General features: G+C 62.8%; 10 protein-coding genes. 6 read left to right on the forward strand and 4 right to left on the reverse strand.

The genetic code is table 11. The features are described 5' to 3' along the window. The first annotated feature begins 101 nt into the window (after positions 1 to 101). Entirely contained in the window at positions 102 to 11,351 is an 11,250-nt protein-coding gene (locus tag K288_RS0107385) for a filamentous haemagglutinin family protein (protein WP_027578949.1), read from the forward strand. 218 nt (positions 11,352 to 11,569) lie between these two features. On the opposite strand, the gene K288_RS44960 is transcribed toward K288_RS0107385, so the two are convergent. Next, positions 11,570 to 12,562 carry an NAD(P)-dependent oxidoreductase gene (locus K288_RS44960; RefSeq protein WP_084799506.1) on the reverse strand — a complete coding sequence of 331 codons (993 nt, stop codon included), beginning with the start codon at positions 12,560 to 12,562 and terminating at the stop codon, positions 11,570 to 11,572. Between the two features lie 195 nt (positions 12,563 to 12,757). Between K288_RS44960 and K288_RS0107395 the strand changes: the two genes are divergently transcribed. Genes K288_RS0107395 through K288_RS44965 form a run of 4 tightly spaced genes read left to right on the forward strand, consistent with a single transcriptional unit; the run spans position 12,758 to position 15,742 of the window. Beyond that, positions 12,758 to 13,246, forward strand: a complete 489-nt coding sequence (locus tag K288_RS0107395; RefSeq protein ID WP_027578950.1) for a VOC family protein — start codon at positions 12,758 to 12,760, stop codon at positions 13,244 to 13,246. A gap of 26 nt (positions 13,247 to 13,272) precedes the next feature. Beyond that, positions 13,273 to 14,496 carry an acyl-CoA dehydrogenase family protein gene (locus K288_RS0107400; protein ID WP_027578951.1) on the forward strand — a complete coding sequence of 408 codons (1,224 nt, stop codon included), beginning with the start codon at positions 13,273 to 13,275 and terminating at the stop codon, positions 14,494 to 14,496. A gap of 10 nt (positions 14,497 to 14,506) precedes the next feature. Further along, positions 14,507 to 15,040, forward strand: coding sequence for a flavin reductase family protein (locus K288_RS0107405; protein WP_027578952.1), 534 nt, complete (start codon positions 14,507 to 14,509; stop codon positions 15,038 to 15,040). 12 nt (positions 15,041 to 15,052) lie between these two features. Further along, positions 15,053 to 15,742: a TetR/AcrR family transcriptional regulator gene (locus K288_RS44965; protein ID WP_043159463.1), complete on the forward strand. Its 690-nt coding sequence runs from the start codon at positions 15,053 to 15,055 to the stop codon at positions 15,740 to 15,742. Here the strand turns inward: K288_RS44965 and K288_RS0107415 are convergent. Genes K288_RS0107415 through K288_RS0107425 form a run of 3 tightly spaced genes read right to left on the reverse strand, consistent with a single transcriptional unit; the run spans position 15,710 to position 18,733 of the window. Then, a complete protein-coding gene (locus tag K288_RS0107415) occupies positions 15,710 to 16,699 on the reverse strand; it encodes a Gfo/Idh/MocA family oxidoreductase (RefSeq protein ID WP_027578953.1) in 990 nt (329 codons plus the stop codon). The two genes, K288_RS44965 and K288_RS0107415, sit on opposite strands and share 33 nt — an antisense overlap. Beyond that, positions 16,696 to 17,592, reverse strand: a complete 897-nt coding sequence (locus K288_RS0107420; RefSeq protein ID WP_027578954.1) for a polysaccharide deacetylase family protein — start codon at positions 17,590 to 17,592, stop codon at positions 16,696 to 16,698. The genes K288_RS0107415 and K288_RS0107420 overlap by 4 nt, the downstream gene beginning before the upstream one ends. 37 nt (positions 17,593 to 17,629) lie before the next feature. Beyond that, positions 17,630 to 18,733 (reverse strand): LLM class flavin-dependent oxidoreductase, encoded by a 1,104-nt coding sequence (locus K288_RS0107425; protein WP_027578955.1) that lies wholly within the window; start codon positions 18,731 to 18,733, stop codon positions 17,630 to 17,632. A 103-nt stretch (positions 18,734 to 18,836) separates the two neighbouring features. On the opposite strand from K288_RS0107425, the gene K288_RS0107430 reads away from it, so the two are divergent. After that, positions 18,837 to 19,814, forward strand: coding sequence for a LysR family transcriptional regulator (locus K288_RS0107430; RefSeq protein ID WP_027578956.1), 978 nt, complete (start codon positions 18,837 to 18,839; stop codon positions 19,812 to 19,814). Positions 19,815 to 19,837 lie beyond the last annotated feature (23 nt).

Raw genomic sequence — 19,837 nt, forward strand, 5'->3', positions numbered from 1 at the left:
CGCACTTGCCGGTGCTCACTCGTCTATGGACGTCGGAAAAGTCCGACGGTCGGCCGAAGCCATGGGGGTGGAGGCCGATCATTTGACGAGAGTGCCAATTCATGCTTCCGCCCGTTCTCGACGCCGCTCCGCGCTCTTTTCCCGCTCGTCGTCTCTCGAAGCGCGCCCTGCTATTTGCCGGCGTAAGTGCGGTCGCGCTGTTCGCGGCGAGTCACAGCGCGCTCTCCCGTCCCCTGGGCGGCCCGGCGCCAACGTCGTCCGTGGCGGCAATGGCAACCGCGCAGGCAACGGCGCAGGCAGCGCAGCAGGCGATGAATTCGCTCAAGCAGGCCACGCAATCCATCCAGGCCATGCAGGCGGCGCAGCAGGCCGCCCGCGATCTCGTGCGGACCACACCGGGCACGGTACCAAACGGCTTGCGCTCGGGTGGTCTGGTGGTAATGCCGGGTGCGACGCCGGGCGCGACCGATGGCGGTGCTGGATTGTGGCAGGGCGCGAATCTGCCGACAGAGTCCTCGAATGGCGGCCGCACGCAGGTCACGGTCAAGCAGAACGAGCAGAAGGCGATTCTGACCTGGAAGGAGTTCAACGTCGGCCGCGAGACGGATCTCTATTTCGACCAGCGCGCCGGCGGTGCTGACGCCAGCAACTGGATCGCGCTGAACCGTGTGGGTCCCGGCGCCGCACCGAGCCAGATCCTCGGCTCCATCAAGGCCGATGGGCAGGTCTACGTCATCAACCAGAACGGAATCATTTTCGGCGGCGCCAGCCAAGTCAATGTCGGGGCGCTGGTTGCGTCCTCGCTCAGCCTGTCCAACCAGCAGTTCATGGCGGGCATCAACAATCAGCTCAAGATCTTCGACGATCCGTCTGGCTCAAGCATCGCCATGCCGGCCTTCGGCTATCTCGGGCAACAGGCGCCGAATGCTGCGTCGATCAGCAATCCCAGCCAAGTGCCGGGCGCGGTGATCGGCGCACCGCCGGGCGATGTGCGGGTCGAGGCCGGCGCGCAGATCGGGATCGCGAACGGCGGCAAGGCGATGTTGTTCGCCCCGCATGTGATCAATGCCGGTCATATCAATGTGCCTGACGGCCAGGTCATCATGGCCGCCGGCGAGCAAGTGTATCTGATGACCAGCCAGGCCTTTGGCGAGAATGAGCGCAGCGTGCGCGGCCTCGATGTCGCCGTGTCAGCGCCGATGCGCTGGGTGTTCAACTATACCCAGCTACAAGGAGCGCAGGGCACCGCCCCGATCTGGGATGCGTTCACGTTCGATTTGAAGACCATTCTCTTTCCCGAGATGGCGGCACGCGTGGCGTCGGTCGGTTATCGTGTGGCGAACGACGGCATCGTGCAGGCCGACCGCGGCAACATCACGGTCATGGCGCGCGATATCGCGCAAAACGGCGGCATGTTCGCCAGCACGGCGCTCAACAATCGCGACGGCTCGATCCGCCTGCGCGCCTGGGACCAGGGCATGCTGACCTACACAGGTGAGGGGACGCGGCTCAAATACTGGTCGACCGGCGCGGTGAGGCTGGGCGTCGACAGCGTGACCAGCGTAATGCCCGATCTCAGCGATACCAGCGAGATGGCGCTGAAGGCGAAAGAGACTCGCTACACTCCCGGCCGCATCGAGCTGCACGGCCAGTTCATCGACATTCAGAAACGGGCCAGCGTCATCGTGCCGGCCGGCACGATCAGCGTCGTCGCCAGTACTTCGACGGCGTCCGTCGACGATCCGCAGCCCGGAGAAGTGAAGCGCGACGGCAGCCGAGTCTATATCGACCAGGATGCCTATTTGAGCGTCGCCGGCCTGCAAGACGTGCTGGTTCCCATGGAGCGCAACCTGGTGACCGGCGAGTTCCGCATCAACGAGCTGCGTGACTCGCCGCTCTACCGCGAGTCCTGGTTGCGCGGAAAGAAAGTAACGGTCGATCGCCGTGTAAGTGGAGTCTTCACCGACGGCCCCATGGCCGGTGTATTGTGGGGGGGTGATCCCGGCGAGTGGCAAGGCACGCCGCTCGGAGATTTTTCGGGCTGGATCGGCGTCGGGAAGACAACGCTCTCCGAGCTGTCGACGACCGGCGGCTCCATCGCCATCAAGTCGAGCGGCTCGGTCATCACGCGCCCTGGCTCGCTCATCGACGTCTCCGGCGGCTCGGTGCGCTATCTGGATGGCTGGATCAACACCACGAAACTGCTTGGCGCAGATGGGCGCATCTACGACATCAGCCAGGCGACCCCGGACCGCATCTATGTCGGTTTCGCCGGCGGCTTCACCCGCAGCAGCCCGCGCCACGGTGTCGTCGAGACCTGGACCAGTCCGCTGCTGTCGGGCAGCCGTTTCGAAAAGGGCTACACCGAAGGACGCAATGCCGGCTCGATTCGGTTCTATGCCTCGGAAGGCATCGTGCTGGAGGGCGATTATTGGGGCGGGACGATCGTCGGCGAGCGGCAGTTGGCCTCCGGCAAGCTCGCCGAAGGCGGCACGTTCAGGGTCGGGAGCGACGGCGACACGCCCCGGCTGTGGTTGATCGGTAATCTTATCATCTCGCGGTCCCCGGTCCTGTTGCCGGAAGACTTCACCGCGACGACGCCACTGGACACGTCGTGGTACGATCCCAACGATCCGGAGCCGCACCGGGCCAAAACGACGTATCTCAATCCTGAGATTATGGCTCGCTCCGGCATGGGCACTTTCCAGCTCTTCGTATCGCGCAGCGCTACGTTGGGAGCGGGCGAGAGGCTGGAATTGGCGCCGGGTACCGACGTGCTGCTCAACGGCAATACTGGCGACCGTTCGGCAGTTATCACGATCAACGGGACGATCCGCATCGCAGGAGGCACCGTCGCCCTGGATGGAGCTGGTGCCAACAGGTTCGGCGCCGGCGCCGCGATCGATGTCAGTGGCCAGTGGACCAACGATCTCACCAGTTCTGTGCGGGCGTTGCCGCCGGTGATTGACGGCGGCTCGATCCAGTTGCACGGCGATCTCAGGTTAAGCGGTGGTTCAGGACCCAGCGTGGTGTTCGATGTCTCGGGCGGCGGATGGTTGAACGCGCACGGCATCAAGCCCAAGCTGCAGGTCGGCGACGCTGGATCGATCGAGCTCTCCGTCAGCGATGCCAACCAGTTTTCGCAGCTCGATCTGCGTGGTTATGCGGCCGGCTCGGGCGGCAAACTCACGATCGGGACGAGCGGCGCGGTCCAGGTGGGCGGCGATGCCGCGACCAATCCGGCCGCACTCCATCTGCCCGACACACTGTTTGCCGAGCGCGGCTTCCGGTCCGCTTCGGTCAGCACGAGCGGCAGCATTACGGTTCCCGATGGGGCCGTCATCACCCGACTGCCGTACAGCGTCGATCTCACGGGCGTCGACATCTTCAACCTACCTTCGGACACGCAGCTCACTGCGATGGGCCGTCTCGCCTTGCTGCCGCTGACCGAACGGGTGAAGCGCGAGGCCGCCTCGCTCAGTCTCAGCGGCAGTAGCGTGACCATTGGGAAGGGGGCCGTATTGCAGGTGGATGTCGGCGGCACGGTGAATTTGCAATCGACCGGCGACGTCGTCGTGCGTGGTACGATCGAAGCGCCGGGCGGCGCCATCACCATATCGACCCCTCAGAAGGTCACCCTCGCCAACGGCGCGAGCCTGCTAGCGCGCGGCGTCCCGGTGATCGAGATTGATGCCAAGGGCCTCAGGTCAGGGACTGTCCTGAACGGCGGTTCCGTCGAATTCAAAAGTGCGCCTTCAATCAGGATCGAGCCGGGAGCGCTGATCGACGTCTCGGGCGCCAGCGGTGAAATCGATGTCATGACGGGCGGATGGCTGAGTCGAAGCGCGACCACGCTCGGTCTCGCAAGCGACGGCGGCAAAATAGCCCTCAATTTGAAGGGCGCTCAGGACCTCATCGAGGGCCGATTCCTCGGCTATGCGGGCGGCAATGGCGCCGTTGGCGGGTCGATCGATATCAGGACGATCGCGATCGCGGAGGCGGACACTGCGCTCACGCTGCCGACCACAATTTATTACAGGGACAAAAACACCGGCACGGTTAAATCGATCGGCACTACCGGGAACCTCGACATCTACAAAGAATACAGCACCGGCACCAATACTGCGTACAGGTACCTCGGCGTTCGCACCAGCATCTCCACCCTGACGACCAAACGTTCACAGAGAGGCGGATTGGTGCTCTTCGATCCCGACTTCGGCCAATTGCCGGAGTCGATCAATCAGCCGCTGGAATCGCTTCAGCCCACAATGGCGAATCAATTCGCTCTGTTGACGAAATATTTCTACACGGACGCCGCCTTGACCCAGCCTATCGTGCTGCCGTCGGCGGTTGTAAAGGTCGGCAGGATTTCGTCCGACTCGCTGAGCAATGGCGGCTTCGCCGACCTCAACGTGCAGGGCGCCAACCCGTTCATCATCGCGCCCGGCGTCAATCTGTCCTTGGAGCGGTCGATTTCAATTTCCAACACCATCAGCAGTGGCGGTGCGGGGACGGCAAATGTGCGCGCGCCCTATATCAGCCTCAGTGGAATCGCCACGTCGCCGCTGCCCGCGGCCGGCGCCGGCCAGATCGTCTTCGCGGCTGATTTGATCGATCTCTCGACCATCCTTTTCTATGGATACGCCGAGACGCAGCTCGTTGCCCGTGATATTCGTCTTGGCGGCTTGGTGGCTGATGGTTCGAGCTCCCGGACTTCGTCGCTGACCACAAATGGCCGTCTGGTCCTCAAGGCAGGGCAGATTTATCCGGCCAGCGGTGTATCGGCGTCGATCAAGGCCGGTACGGAAATTTCAATCGAAGCAAATGGAGAGGCCAATGGCCTGCCGCTATCGGCGGGTGGGCAGCTCACGCTCGAAGCCCCGGTAATCCAACAGAATGGTGTTCTGCGGGCGCCGTTCGGCAGCATCACCTTCAACGCGACCAATCGCGTCACGCTCGGCACCGGCAGCCTGACCTCCGTGTCGGGCGACGGTTTGGTGATGCCCTATGGCAACCTGAGCAACGATGAAAGTTGGACAGACCCGACCAAAACGGCGGCGAACGATCTGCCCGTCTATCTCACGCAGCCGCCGGAGAAGAGGATCCTGTTCCAGGCGCCGGCCGTGAATCTGGCTGCCGGCTCGGTGGTCGACGTCCGCGGCGGAGGTGATCTGTTCGCGTGGGAGCATGTGCCTGGTCCGGGCGGGTCGCACGACGTCCTGGCGATGCCGGGCGTTTACGCCATCGTGCCGTCTATCGCTGGCGCAACGACGCCGGCGGGTGCGCCATCCCCTGGCGATCGCATCTGGCTGGCCGGCGGCGGCGGCGTTGCAGCAGGTTGGTACACCCTGCTGCCGGCGCACTACGCGCTGCTGCCGGGAGCTTTTGCGGTCTCGCTCGTCGCGGGCTCGCAGGGAACTGGTCAGACCAACCCGTCAGTGATGACGGACGGCACCGTCATCATGAAGGGCTACCGCGGCAATGCCTTTGGTGGACAGGATCAAATCCCTTCGTCGTGGCGCGTGATGTCAGGCGCGGTTCTGCGTCAGTACAGTGAATACAACGAAACCTTCGCCAACAGCTTCTTCGCGTCCGACGCCTTCAAGCTTGCGCAATACCGTTTGACGGGTACGCAGGTCGTCACGCCGCGCCTGCCGATGGATGGCGGCTCGCTGGTGATGAAAGCGACGCAGGAACTGATCCTCAATGGTCAGATGCTATCGCAGGCTGCGGCTGGAGGCCGTGGCGGGTTGATGGATATTGCGGCGGCGAAGATCGCGATCGTCGGCGCCGGGCAAGACGCCGCCGCGCTGCGTGCGGCCGGCTATCTCGTGGTCGATTCCGCATCGCTCAGCAGCTTTGGCGCCGGCAGTCTGCTCATCGGCGGCACGCGCAGCGGTGATGCCAAAGGCTTGCTGCTCGACATCGTCGCCAGTGACATTGCCGTCCGCAACAATGAAGCAACCCAGCTCGTCGGACCCGAGATTATTCTTGCCGCGAGCGGAACGGTCGATATTGGCGCGGGCAGCGTCATTGCCGCCAAAGGTGATGCCCCGACCGGCGCCGGCGATCTCGTCATGAAGCCGCAGGTGAAAGCCGTTCTCGGCGACGTTGGCGCCCCGGACACCAATCCGGATAACGATGTGCTGCTGACGCCCTCGAAAGATTATGGTGCGCTCGTCCGTGTCTCGAATGGCGACGCGGTGCAGGTGATCCGCGAGAACGTCGATACGATGATCGGCGGCATTGTCCGTATCGGCGCCAATGCACGGCTCGACGGCGGCAAGGCGCTCTTGATCGACGCCACCCGCAACACGATTGTGACCGCCGGTGCGCAGATCTCAGGCGCGGCCTTGTCGCTGGCGAGCGGCCGCATCGGATTCGGCGGCGGCAGCCAGGGGCAGGGGCTGATCCTTGATGCGGCTTCACTGGCGCGATTGACGCAGACCCAGCATCTCACCTTGCGCAGCTACAGCAGCATCGACTTCTACACGTCGGTGAATTTCGGCGGCGTGGGCCTCAAGGCGGTAACGCTCGATGCCGCCGGCCTGGTCGGCTATGGCGATAACGCCATTGCGGTGACCGGCGATACCATCGCGCTCGCAAACAACGGTGCGAGCTTCACCCAGCCGGTCGGCGCGGGACATGGACAACTGGCACTGACCGCGAACGAACTCGTGCTCGGGATTGGCAGCAAAACCGTACGCGGCTTCGACAGCGTGGCGCTGAGCGGCACGGCGCGCATCGTCAGCGAGGACAACGGCACAGTCGATGCCGGTGCGGCGGCGCTGACCTTGGCGACGCCGGTGCTGACCGGCCGTGGCGGCAGCTCGCAATCGCTGGTGACCACTGGCGCCCTGGTCGTGGCCGGTAATGGTGCGGGCGAGGCGGATCCGGCCGATCTCGGCCTCGGCACGCGCATTGCGCTCACCGGCGGCAGCGTGACGTTTGGTGGCCGCATCGTCGCGCTAGGTGGCGCGGTCGAGATGACAGCCACGAACGGCAGCGTGGTCCTGAACGATGGCGCGCGTGTTGACGTGGGTGGCTTCGGCAAGCAGTTTTTCGACGTCGCCGAATACGGCAATGCTGGCCGCATCGCGTTGACGGCGATCGGCGGCAATGTGCATCTGAAATCCGGTGCCGCCCTGAACCTGGCAGCAGCGTCGGGCGGCGGCGATGCCGGCATGCTGGCACTGACCGCCTCCGGTGGCGGAACTATCGTGCTCGATGGTCAGATCGCAGCTCAGGCGGGTGCAGGCGGCAAGGGCGGGTCCTTCACGCTGGACATCGCGGCGCTGCCTGACTTCGCCGGCCTGAGCCAGACGCTGAACAACGCCGGCTTTGATGCCGCGCGCCAGTTCCGCATCCGCAGCGGCAACGTGGTGATCGATGGCACGACGACGGTGGCCGACTTCGCGCTCAGCGCCGACCAGGGCAGCGTCACGCTCGCCGGCACGATCGATGCGCGCAGCCGCTATGGCGGGCGCATCGCGATCAGCGGCGGGAACGGCTTGATCATGCAACCTTCGGCCGTGCTGCGGGCCGGTTCCACCACTGCGCTCGGCTCCGGCCGGGTGACGCTGGAGGCGACAGGCGGTCGCCTCGATCTGCAGGGCGGCACCGTCGATGTCGCGGGCGGCGAGGACGGGCGCGTGCGGTTGCGCGCGCTGCAGAACGCCAGCCACGACGGCATCGCCGTCGACCGGCTCAATGCTACGATCACAGGCGCGCGCGCCGCGGTGCTCGAGGGCGTGTCGGTCTATGACGCCGCTGATTCAACTCACGCCAGCAGCTTCGATGGCGTGTCGGTGGACTCGGTGATGGCCGAGGCCGTCGCCCATGCCGACAGCTTCGCCGGCCATGCGGCGAGCATTCTGCGGGTAATCCCCGGCGGCGGCAACGTCACCCTGGCTGCGGGCATTGAGGTTCGCGGCGTGGGCGATCTGACCCAGAATACAGACTGGAATCTCGCCAGCCTCGCCTCACGGGAAGGCACGCTGACCCTGCGCGCTGGTGGCAATCTGAACATCAAAGGCAATATCTCCGACGGCTTCTCCACCGCCGACCGCAGCGGCGCCTTGCTGAATGCCGCCTCCTGGGATCTGCGCCTGGTCGCGGGCGCCGACCTGACATCCGCGAACGCCGCGGCGCTCGCCCCGCTGGCGGCGCTGCCGGCGTCAAGCGGTTCGCTGATCGTCGGCGATAGCGCGGCCGGCAAGGTGATCCGTACCGGCACCGGCGACATCGACATCCGGGTCGGGCGCGACCTGCAGCTCGCCCACTACCAGTCCGTCATCTACACCGCCGGCCGTAAGGACATGACGACCTGGGCCGACTTCACCACGGCTCCGGCGAATGCCGCTTATGGCGTGCTCGGCGGCCATCTCGAAGTCGTCGCCCAGGGCAATGTCAGCTCCGCGCTGCCCACAGACTCGACGCAAAACCAGCTCTTCACCGAGTGGCTCAAGCGGCAGGGCGAGACTGACACATCGTATTTGTTCAGGCCGCATATGGGCAATGTCGCAAGCCAGGGTCCGCAGAGCTCGTGGTGGGTGGACTACGCCAAGTTCAATCAGGGTGTCGGCGCACTGGGCGGCGGCAACGTCGCGATCAACGCTGGCGGCGATCTGGTGAATCTGCTCGTGGCGCTCCCAACCAACGGGCGCCTGCGTGGTGGCCGCACGGCTGACGAGCAGAAAATTCTGGAAGTGCGCAATGGCGGCGCCATGAGCGTCGAGGCGGGCGGTGCGGTGCGCGCAGGCTATTATTACGTCGGGCGCGGTGCCGGTACCATCACGGCCGGCGAGATAACCACTGGACGCAACGTGTTGATTGCGAGGCCCAACAATCGCCAGGAGGTCGTGCCGATTGCACCGGTTCTGGCCTTGGGCGATGCAACGCTCAGCGTGAAGACCTTCGGCGATTTGCGCCTGCAAACTGTGCTTGATCCGTTGCTGCTCGGAACCGGAAACGGCGAACAGGGCGCCGCATATATGAGCGGCTACACAGACCGCACATCGCTTGAGCTCACATCGGTCGGCGGCGACGTTGTTCTGGTCAATCAAGCGCAGTACCTGTCCAGGAATCTGGACTTGTCCGATGCCCTGCGCCCTGTTGACGGCAAGTATACGCTGCTCGCGCAGCTTGCCGGCAATCTCTATCCCTCGATCACCCGCGTGAACGCTCTCAATGGTTCGGTGATAAACCAGAGCATTTTCGTCACCATGCCGGGCAGCACGCCCGAACTGCGTATCCTGGCCGAGAAGGATGTGCTTGCGGGTGAGATCGTCATGTCGCGGGCGACACCGGAGATGATCCCGTCGCCGTTCAGACCCGTCGGCGGCGGCGGCGCGTGGATCCAGATCACCAATTTCCTGGGTCTTCTTACCAATACCATTGAGCCGTCTACCTTTTACTCACCGCAGCCAAATCACAACGCCTATCTCAAAAGCGTCAGCAACCCGGCGCATCTCTTGAACGAAAACGACTATGAGCCGAGCCGCATCTACGCGCGCAGCGGTTCGATCATCGGCAATTATATGCCGAGAGTCTCTGGTCCTCCGACCATCGGCAGCATCACAACCAGCGAACAAACCTGGTTCCGCGCCGGAACGGATATCCGCAACATCGCCTATAGCCTGCGCAATCTTCACGGCACCGACGTGTCTCTGCTCGAAGCCGGCAACGACGTCATCGGCGGCCCGAAAACGGGGAATATTCGCATCGAAGGCCCCGGCGCGCTGGTCGTGAGCGCCGGACGAGACGTCTATGCCCCGGAGTTGCAAATCTTCAGCCCCGGCAACCAGCAATACGAAAGCAACAACCGCGCCAAGCTCGGCACGCAAATCCTCGGCCTTCCAGAACAAGGTGCGGCGATTACCGTGATGGCCGGGCTGAAGGGCAAGCTGCCGTCCTACGACGCCTTCATGGCGGCCTATCTCGATCCGGCGAATATCGGCTCGATGCCGGGCTACCTCGATCTTACTCCGGGCGAAGCCGTCCTGCCGGATCCGACGGCGCTCAAACCGGGTGTCACGATGAACACGGTGATAGGCAATTCTGCCGTGCCGCTGTACCTGGCGAATGAATACAGGTTGGTGAAAGGCGGTTATGACGAGGGCAAGCTGATTTCCTTCGTGGCGAGTGAGACTGGCCGCACATTGACGGCGGACAAAGCCCTCGAAGCCTACAAGCAGTTGCCGGCGGAGAAGCAGCAAGCCTTCCTGTTTGCTTCCGGCACCTGGAAGATGACGCGAGGCGGTGTGGTCGGATTTGTTGCCGACGTCACCGGCGAAAAGCTGTCGCCGCTCGATGCCTGGGCGCGATTCCAAACGCTGCCGCAATTGACCCGGGAGCGCTTCGTGCGCCAGATCTACATGCAGGGATTGCGCGAGGCCGGAACGGATCAGAACATGCCCGGCGTCAACGGCCTGCCCCGGAATGGCGGCTACAATCGCGGCTATGCGGCGATCGAGACGCTGTTTCCCGGCAATGACTGGAAGGGCGACGTGGCGATGGGCAACGCCTTGTTCCGCACCATGGCGGGAGGCGACATCGAGGTGTTGACGCCGGGCGGCGGCCTGCAAGTCGCGGCGCTCGGTACGGCCCCGGCCGCCGGGTACGGCCTCATCACAATGGGCTATGGCAACGTCAACATCTTCGCCCGCAACAACGTGACGGTGAATCGTTCCCGCGTCCTGACCTTCGCCGGCGGTGATGAGATCGTCTGGTCGACATTGGGCGACATCGACGCGGGACGCGGCGCCAAGACGACGCGTGTGCCGTCAGCGCCGGACATCCAAACCGACGTCAATGCGGTGACGAAAGTGCTGGAGAATGCCGACATCGCCGGCAGCGGCATCGGCACGGTGATCGGCTTCTCGGGGGTCGAGGAAGGCGACGTTCATCTGATCGCGCCGGAAGGGACCGTGAATGCCGGTGACGCCGGTGTGCGAGTGAGCGGCAATTTCACCCTCGCGGCCCGCTTCGTTCTCAATGTCGACAACATCCAGGTCTCGGGCCAGAGCAAAGGCGTGCCGAAGGTAGAGAGCAAATCTGGGCCCCTTACCGTCGAAACCAAGGACAAGGCCGCGGCTGACGCCGTAAAGGACGCAACCAGCCAAGCGCCGTCGGAGCGGCCGTCGGTGATCATCGTCGAGTTTCTCGGGTACGGCGGCGGCGACGGCGGTTCAAATCGCCCGGAAGAGGATGAAGGCCGGGCGCAGCGGGATCGACGAAGCTATAATCCGAACAGCGCAGTGCAGTATGTTGGAGCCGGTTCGCTGAATGACGAACAGCGGCGACAACTGATCGAGGAAGGGCGTCTCGCTTCGCAGGCAACCGGACCTTGACAAGTTTCCTTGATCGGGTCGCTCGCGCAAGGAGCACGCGGAATGTGCTCCTTGCGAGAAGTCACGGACGGCTGCGTCTCTGCGTTGGCCGGGTCGCTCGCGGCTGACCGCGTGCTTGTTAGAGCTTCGGATCTGATTGAATCAGAACCAAAGCTCCAGATTCTTGTTTTGACGCGTTTTCTTCACACGAACCGGCGTCCACTTCGCTCGAAAACGTTCTAGCTTTCGTGCGGCTCTTGAGGGTGAAGTCGTCCCAGGGATTTGGATGCTTCTTGTTGAACAGCTTCGGCGCCCTGTGCATGAGGGCTCTTGAACACCTCAAATACCGAAGCGGTGTCCTGATCAGCGAAGCCCATCGCAAGCGCTGTCTCATAGATGGGAGCAGTCGAAGCAAAGAGTGGAGCGGCGCAGCCGAGCTCGCTTACGAATTGATCAATGATCGTCATGTCCTTCTTCCAGGTCGCCACCCGCATGGTAGCTGGAGCGTAGCTTCGGCTTGCCATCATGGGCGCCCGCATCTGGAACATGCGGGAGCCTCCGGCGCCGGGACCAACGCATTCGATGACTTGGCGGAGGTCGAGGCCGGCGCTTTCGGCAATCATCATAGCCTCGGCAGCTGCCACGTTGTGAATGGCGACGAGGAGGTTTGCCACAAACTTCATTCGGCTGCCGTTGCCGTATGTGCCGAGGTCCACGCTCTGCTTGGCGAAGTCCGCAAACAGAGGCTCGCATCGCTTGATTGCGGCGGAATCACCACTCGCGTAGACGACCAGATCTCGCATTTTTGCCTGCGCTCCGGTTCCGCTGAGGGGACAGTCCAGCGCGACATGATTGCCGGCATCGAGGATCGACTTGAACTCAAGCTTATCGTCGAGAGCAAAAGTGCTCAGCTCGACGACGGTACGCGGGCTCGGCTCGAGCGCGATCGTCTGCGCGACCATCCGAGCGGCCGCAGGCGTGGGTAAGCTTGTCATGATAGTCTGACTGCGAGCCGCGAGCTGGGATACATCGTCGACAACTGCAACCCCGGCTCCTGTTGCCTCGCGACGGCGGGCCTCGTCGATGTCGTAGCCGATCACGCTCCAGCCGCGCTGCACCAAATTGGCACTGATCGCGCCACCCATGATCCCGAGGCCGACGATGCCGACGAGCTTTTCTTCAGTGCCTCGTCCGTCCATGTGTCTCTCCCTGACTGGCTGTCGGTTGCCCATCGAGCAGCCATATTGTTTATCAAGCGATAAGCACGCTGGCAGGCCAAGTCAATTTCACTGTCGTAAGCGCGCGGCATCAAACGGAGCATCGATGCGCGTTCTGTAGCGCTGCAAGAGGGCTAATTCAGCCTTGCATTCAGCGGCGAAAGACGGTATTTATCACTCGATAATCAAGAAGACAAAAGGGAGTGCGCCATGAAGGTTCTGGGATTCAACCATCTGTCCGTGGGTGCGAAGGACCTGGAAACCTCGATGCGCTTCTATCAGGAAGTGCTCGGGCTTGAGCCAATCCCGACCTACAATTTCGGCTTCAAAACGCGGTACCTGCGCTGCGGCGATCTTCAGCTCCATGTCTTTGAGTTGCAGGACCATGTTCCAGTGTACCAGCACTTCGCGATCGACGTGGACGATTTCCACGCGGTTTACGAGCGCGCCAAGGCGCTCGGCGCACTCGATTCAACCGCCTTTCGCAATTGCGTAAACGAACTGCCCGATGGGTGCGTGCAGATGTATCTGCGGGACCCCGCGGGCAACCTGATCGAAGTGGACTGGCCGGATGTGAACACGCTCGACCGCTCGAAAATTCCCGAGATGAAGCTGCTGAGCGAGTTCGCGGCGCAGGATGCCGAGGGCCTTCGCGCCTCCCTCTACCTTGACCGGCCACACATGAAGCCGAGCCGGTGAGATCGCGGCGTGTGAGGGAGAGCGCGATGGCGGACATCCTTCGGCAACCAAGCAAGAGTGAAGGTGACGCTGCCGACGAGACATATGCAGCGCTGCTCGAGCGGGCGCGAGGGCTGTTGCCGCGTCTTCGCGACCGGGCAGCGACCACCGAACAACAGCGCCACCTTCCGCCCGACACCGAACGAGCGCTGCATGAGGCCGGGCTGTTCAGGATCCTGCAGCCGAAGCGGGTAGGCGGTTCGGAGCTTGATTATGTCGCGCTGATCGATTTCGCCGAGGTCATCGCCCTGGCCGACGCATCCGTGGCGTGGAACCTGGCCAACCTTGCCAGCCATCACTGGATGCTCGGCATGTTCGATCACAGTGCTCAAGATGTCGTCTGGAAGGAGAATCCGCACGCGTTGATAGCTTCGTCGTTCGTTTTTCCCGCGGGCCGTGCTCGCAAGGTAGCGAACGGCTATCGCATCTCCGGGCGCTGGCCATTTTCTTCAGGCGTGGATTCGAGCAGTTGGAACATGCTCGCCGGCATCGTTTCAAGCGATGACGAGGCTGATGGCGTCGAGCATCGAATCTTCCTGGTTCGGTCCGCGGACTACCGCATCATCGACACTTGGGACTCCAGCGGTCTCAGGGGCACAGGATCGAACGATCTCGAGATCGCGGATCTCTTCGTCCCAGATCACATGACGCTTGCCGTGCGCGACGTAGCCGGAGGAGCGACACCCGGCAGCGCGGTGAATCCCAGCCCGCTGTATGCGCTGCCGGTATTCTCGCTGTTCCCCTTCGTGCTGTCCGGCGCAGCGTTAGGCAATGCGCAAGGCTGCCTGGATGACTACGTCGAGATCGCTCGGCATCGGGCGTCAACCTATAATCGGATGAAGATCGGAGATCTGCAGACCACGCAGATCAAGATCGCCGAAGCATCCGCCAAGATTGACGCGGCGCGGCTGATCATGCGCCGAACCTGCATCGAAGCGATGGCCGATGCAAGGCGCGGACGCATTCCGGATATTGCCGAAAAAACACGTTATCGCCGCGACGGCGCGTTTTCGGTCAACCTGTGCACCGAGGCTGTCGGACTATTGTTCACGGCAAGCGGGGCGCGCGGCCTTTACACGGCAGGGGCGCTCCAGCGTCAATTCCGCGATGCGCATGCGATCAACGCCCACATCGCCTTCAGCTTCGACGCGGCAGGTACCAATTACGGACGGGTGGCTCTCGGCCTGCCGTCCGAAAATCTAACGCTGTAGCGAGCTTCAAATGGCCACGCCGACTTCAGTTGGTTCGGGCGACGCAGTCCACCGGAGCGGGGCGCCGTTGGACGGACGCGACTTTCGAAAGGCGCTGGGGAGCTTCGGCACAGGCGTCACCATCGTCACGGCCGCCGCTGAGGGTGGCAGGCCCGTCGGCCTGACCTGCAATTCATTCGCTTCGGTCTCGCTCAACCCGCCACTCGTGCTGTGGAGCCTTCTCGTCTATTCACAGAGTATGAGCGTCTTCCAGGACGCCTCGCACTTCGCGGTCAACGTGCTCGCGAACAATCAACGGGGATTGGCTGCGCGCTTTGCGGCGAGCGCGGCTGACAAATTTGCAGGAACCGACTGGCGAAGCGGGCTGGGCGGCGCGCCCTTGCTGGCCGGCACTGTCGCGACGTTCCAGTGCCGCACGGCAGACCGGTATTACGGCGGCGATCACATCATTTTTCTTGGTGCGGTGGAGAGCTACGCCTACAACGATGCCGAGCCGTTGCTGTTTATGCGCGGCGAGTTCGGCCGCTTCAGCCCTGGTGTGTGATCCTCGCTTATCATGAACAAAAAACCGACTACCTCCGCCCGCCCCAAATCGAAGCGCCTTTCGCCGGAGGAGCGGCGTCAGGAATTCATCCGCAAGGCAACGGAATTCTTCGCTGACGAAGGTTTCAATGGCGGTACACGTGAGCTGGCGCGCCGTCTCGGCGTTACGCAGCCGCTCCTTTATCGCTATTTTCCGAGCAAGGACGACTTGATCGAGGAGGTCTACAAGAAAGTTTATCTTGAGCCACTCGAGAGCGGCTGGGAGAAGCGCCTGACGGACCGCTCGCGACCGATCCGCGAGCGTCTGTGCGAGTTCTATAACGCCTATACGGACGCCATCTTCACGCGGATCTGGCTGCGCATCTATCTGTTCTCGGGCTTGAAAGGCCTCGAGATCAATCGGGCCTATGTCAATGTGGTTCGCGACAAGATCCTGACGCGCGTGGTCAAGGAATGCCGCGCTGCAGCCGAGCTGCCTGCCCAGAAACCTACCTCGGCCGAGCTCGAGATGGCCTGGGTGTTCCACGGCGGCATCTTCTATTACGGCATCAGGAAATACATCTACGAGGCAGTGGTGCTTGAAGACAAGGACAAGATGATCGCAGATGCTGTCGACCTTTATCTCTCCGGCTTTATGCGGAGCGCCGAGCCGCGGCGGCTCTCGAGAGGATCAGACCGTCTCCAGCCTGCCGGTGAGGACTGAACGCTGCACGGCCTCGAACACCCGAACGCCGGACCGCATTTCGTCATGCGTCACAGGATAGACGCCGTCACCACGAATCGCACGGCCGAACGCCTCGAGGTTATCGCGCACCGCTGGATGCGGCGGATAGTAGCCTGCGTGTCGGTCGGAGCCCCGAACGACCCGGGTCACGTCCCAACCGGTCGGCGTTTCCGGATGAGTGCGATCTCGAATCTCCATCCAGCCCCGTGATCCGAGCAAGGCGAGCCGGCCCATGAAGGGGGTGGCGAGAATTGCAGTCAGCGCTGCGGTAGTGCCGCCCTCGAAACCAAGGGTGATCGACAGCGTGTCGCCATTTGCGAAATGGCTGCCCAGAGTAGCCAGCCGCGCCCAGACGGTCGTGGGCCTTCCGAGCAAGGCAACTGACAAATCGACAAGGTGAATGCCGGTCGCCGACAACGGTCCTGCCGGATTTACGGTTGCGGAGAGCCTCCAATTGTCCGGCGGTAGATCGAGGAACTTGTCCTGGCTGAAATTGGCTTCGACCATCAGGGCCTTGCCGAACTCGCCCGCTGCCAGCCTTTGGCGCAGTTCAATGACCGCCGGCTCGAAGCGACGCTCATGACCAATGCCGAGCTGGACCTTCGCGGCCTTCACCGCCGCGAGGGCGCGATCGGCATCCGATCCGGTGGTGCAAAGTGGCTTTTCGCAGAAGACGTGCCGGCCGCTTGCCGCAGCTGCAACGATCTGATCAGCATGCCGGTCCTGCGGCGTGCACAGGATGACCGCTTCGATGTCGCTTCGGTTTAGGGCGGCCTCGAAACTGTCGGCGGTTTCGAGTCCTCTTGCCTCGGCAGCCGCGCGGGCAGCCGGTATCGGGTCTACGCCGAGCACCGGCCGGATGATCGGGCTTTCGCTGAGATTGGCGACGATCGTCTGGCCCCACCAGCCGAGACCGATGACGGCGGCTTTGATCATGATTCTCGGCTCGCGCTCTGAACCTTTGCCAGTGCGCCGCGATACCAGTCGCCGACCTCGCTTCCTGTCATCAAGGCGACGTCGTCATGGCGAATGACATGGTCGAGAATCTGCTCGAGGTAGCCGATCCGGTGCGGCACGCCGGTGATGTAGGGATGGATCGAAATCGCCATGACGCGGGCGTTATCCGCTCCCTCCTGATACAGCCTATCGAATTGATCGACGCAGCGACGCAGGAACTGCTCTGAAGGCATATGCTGGAGGGCGTGCACGACGATGTCGTTGGTCTCAACGGTGTATGGAATGGTCGTGATCCGGCCGTATGGCGTATCGATGTCCTGCGGGAGATCGTCGATCACCCAGTCGGCGACGTATTCGATACTGTGTCGGCGCAGCAGATCAAGGGTTTCGCCCGTTTCGGTAAGACCGGGGCTCTCCCACGAACGCGGAGGTTTGCCGGCAAACTTCGTGATGATGTCGACCGTGCGCTTGATCGCATCGCTCTGGTCGTCGACCTTGTGCATCGGTCCCTGCAGGAAGCCATGGCCCATGAATTCGAAGCCGGCCTCGCGCGCCGCTGCGGCAACTCGCGGGTACGACTGGCAGACGTTTCCGTTGATGGCCAGAGTGGTGGGAATGTTGCGGTCGGTGAGCGCCTTGAACTGGCGCCAGAACCCTGCACGCATGCCGTATTCGTGCCAGGACCAGTTCGGAACGTCAGGCAGCAGTGGCTGACCCATGGGAGGGCTCAGTACCGTGCGAGGCATCGCATGCTCGATGCGCCACTCCTCCACATTGAGGATAACCCAAACGGCGAGCCGCTTTCCTCCCGGCAACTCAAGTTTCGGCCGGTCGATCAGCGCCTGGTAAGGAATTCGCTCCGACAGCGCCACAGGATGCCTCCTCTATCTTATGTCGATCTTCGCCAGTTCAGCCTACCACCGTTCGCCGTGACGTTCCCGGCTGCAAGCGAGGCAACACCTTCTCAGCCAAAAGGATCATAGAGCGACGGCCGAGCTCGCGATCCTTCCAGTCTTTGCCGGCATAGAGCAACGTTCCGAACTCACCAACCTGCTCCTGAAAGGCGAGCAACTGGTCGGCGACGCTGGAAGGGGTTCCATAGATGATCAGGCGATCACAGATCGATTCGAGGGTGACCTCGTCATCCGGCTGGTCGCGGTGTGTCTTGAACAGTTCGATGCGGCCATTCTTCTTCAACTTCGTGAAGAGCGAACGGTAGTAGTTCACATAAGGCCCGTCGGGATCGGTAGCGTAAGTCTTCGCAGTGGCTTCATCCTCGGCGACGAAGATGCTCTTGGCGACACGCCAGTTGGCCGGATCCGCCGCTCGTCCCGCGCGCTGGCAGCCCTCGACATATCTGGGCCAATGGCTCTTGACCCAGGCAGGCATCAGGAAATTCGCCGAAATCGGCTCCCACCCGCGCACGGCAGCCTCAGTGACCCCCTTGGAAAAAGGTGCAACGGCGGTAACGACGATCGGCGGATGCGGGCGCTGCAGCGGCCGCGCGATATAGCCCTGGCCGATCTCCGTCATCATGGTTCGCGCCGTGGAGATCGACCAATATTTGCCTTTGATGTCATATGGCGGTTCGCCCTGCCAGATCGCCAGCACCTGGTTGATTGCTTCCACGAACATTTCATTGCGATTGGCATCGAGATTGCCGAAGAGTTCGGCATCGGACAGAAGGCCGCCGGGGCTGATGCCGAAGATCAGTCGTCCTTCGAGCATGTGGTCCAGCATGGCGATTGTCGCTGCGACGGCAGCGGGATGTGCATTCGGCAAGTTTACCGTTCCGGTGCCGAGGCGGATCTGTTTGGTCGCAGCCGCAATCCAGGCGATGAAGGCGGCGCACGAGGTGATGTTTTCGGCGCGATCGGTCACGTGTTCGCCGACATAGGCTTCGCTGAAGCCGAGTTCGTCCGCCAACAGGAAGGCTTCGCGATCCTCCTGGAGCGACTGGCGCCAGTCCTTGTTGACCGGGTGGATCGGCATCGTGAAGAAGCCCAGTTTCATGGATGTCATCCTGATTGGAAGGCTCCGCGAGAGTAGCCATTGCCGCGCGCGAGAAAAATGATAATTCTTGCTCCATCGCATTAGCCAATCTGATACGAGAACAATGGTCTCGCTGCGGCAGCTCCGGTCCTTTATCGCCGTGCACGAGGAGGGCTCCTTCACCGCGGCCGCGCTCCGCGAGGGCGCAACCCAGTCCGGTATTTCGCAGCACGTGGCACAGCTGGAGGAGGAACTCGGCACAGCGTTGTTCGTGAGGCGCGGCCGCAACGTGGCGCTTACGGCGGCAGGACGGACCTATTACGAAGAATGCACCGCGGCGTTGAAGCGGCTCGACGTCGCTGCGCAGAAGGTTTCTGCCGACAAGCCGAGCGGACCTCTTCGCGTCGGCCTGATGCCGACCTTCACGCGGTCGCTGCTGCCGCCGGTGCTCGAGAACTTCCTTGTCGCGGCGCCAGCGGTCCAGATCAACATTACCGAGGCCTATTCCGGCGTGCTGACCGAAATGGTGCGGGCGGGGGAGCTCGACTTCGCAGCGGTACCCGCGTTTTCGGGAACGCCCGGGGTCTCCCAGCGCCTTTTGCTGCGCGACCGTGAGATGCTGGTGCGCGCGCGCTCGCGGGCGGCGGGGACTAATCGCGCCGGTCCCGTCCGACTGTCCGATCTCGGCCCTTTGAAGGTCGTCGTGCCGGGCTGGCAGAACACCCGCCGCGGCAATATCGAAACCTATTTCGCCGCGAATGGGATCGAAATCGCCCAACGGTTGGAACTCGACGCCATGATGGGTACGCTGCAATTCGTCGCAGCGAGCGACTTCGTTGCGATCCTTCCGTTCATCATGATGGTGGCGGACCTGAACGAGCTACGATTTGAAATCCGGCCGCTTGCGGATCCGCCACTTCATTCCGAATTCGTCCTGATCGAGCCGGCACGCAAGGCGATCTCCCCGGCTGCGGCACTATTTGCCAGGCTCCTCAAGGAGGAGGCGGCGCGTGCGCAGGCGCTGTTTGACCGCATGATCAAGAGCCGCCCGTCGATACCGCGGCCGGCCCGGAGGCCGCGCGGCCACAGTCGGGTCAAGTGATCGATCGATAAACAAACTTGACG

Origin of the sequence: Bradyrhizobium sp. Ai1a-2, from assembly GCF_000426245.1 — a bacterium.
Taxonomy (GTDB): Bacteria; Pseudomonadota; Alphaproteobacteria; order Rhizobiales; family Xanthobacteraceae; genus Bradyrhizobium.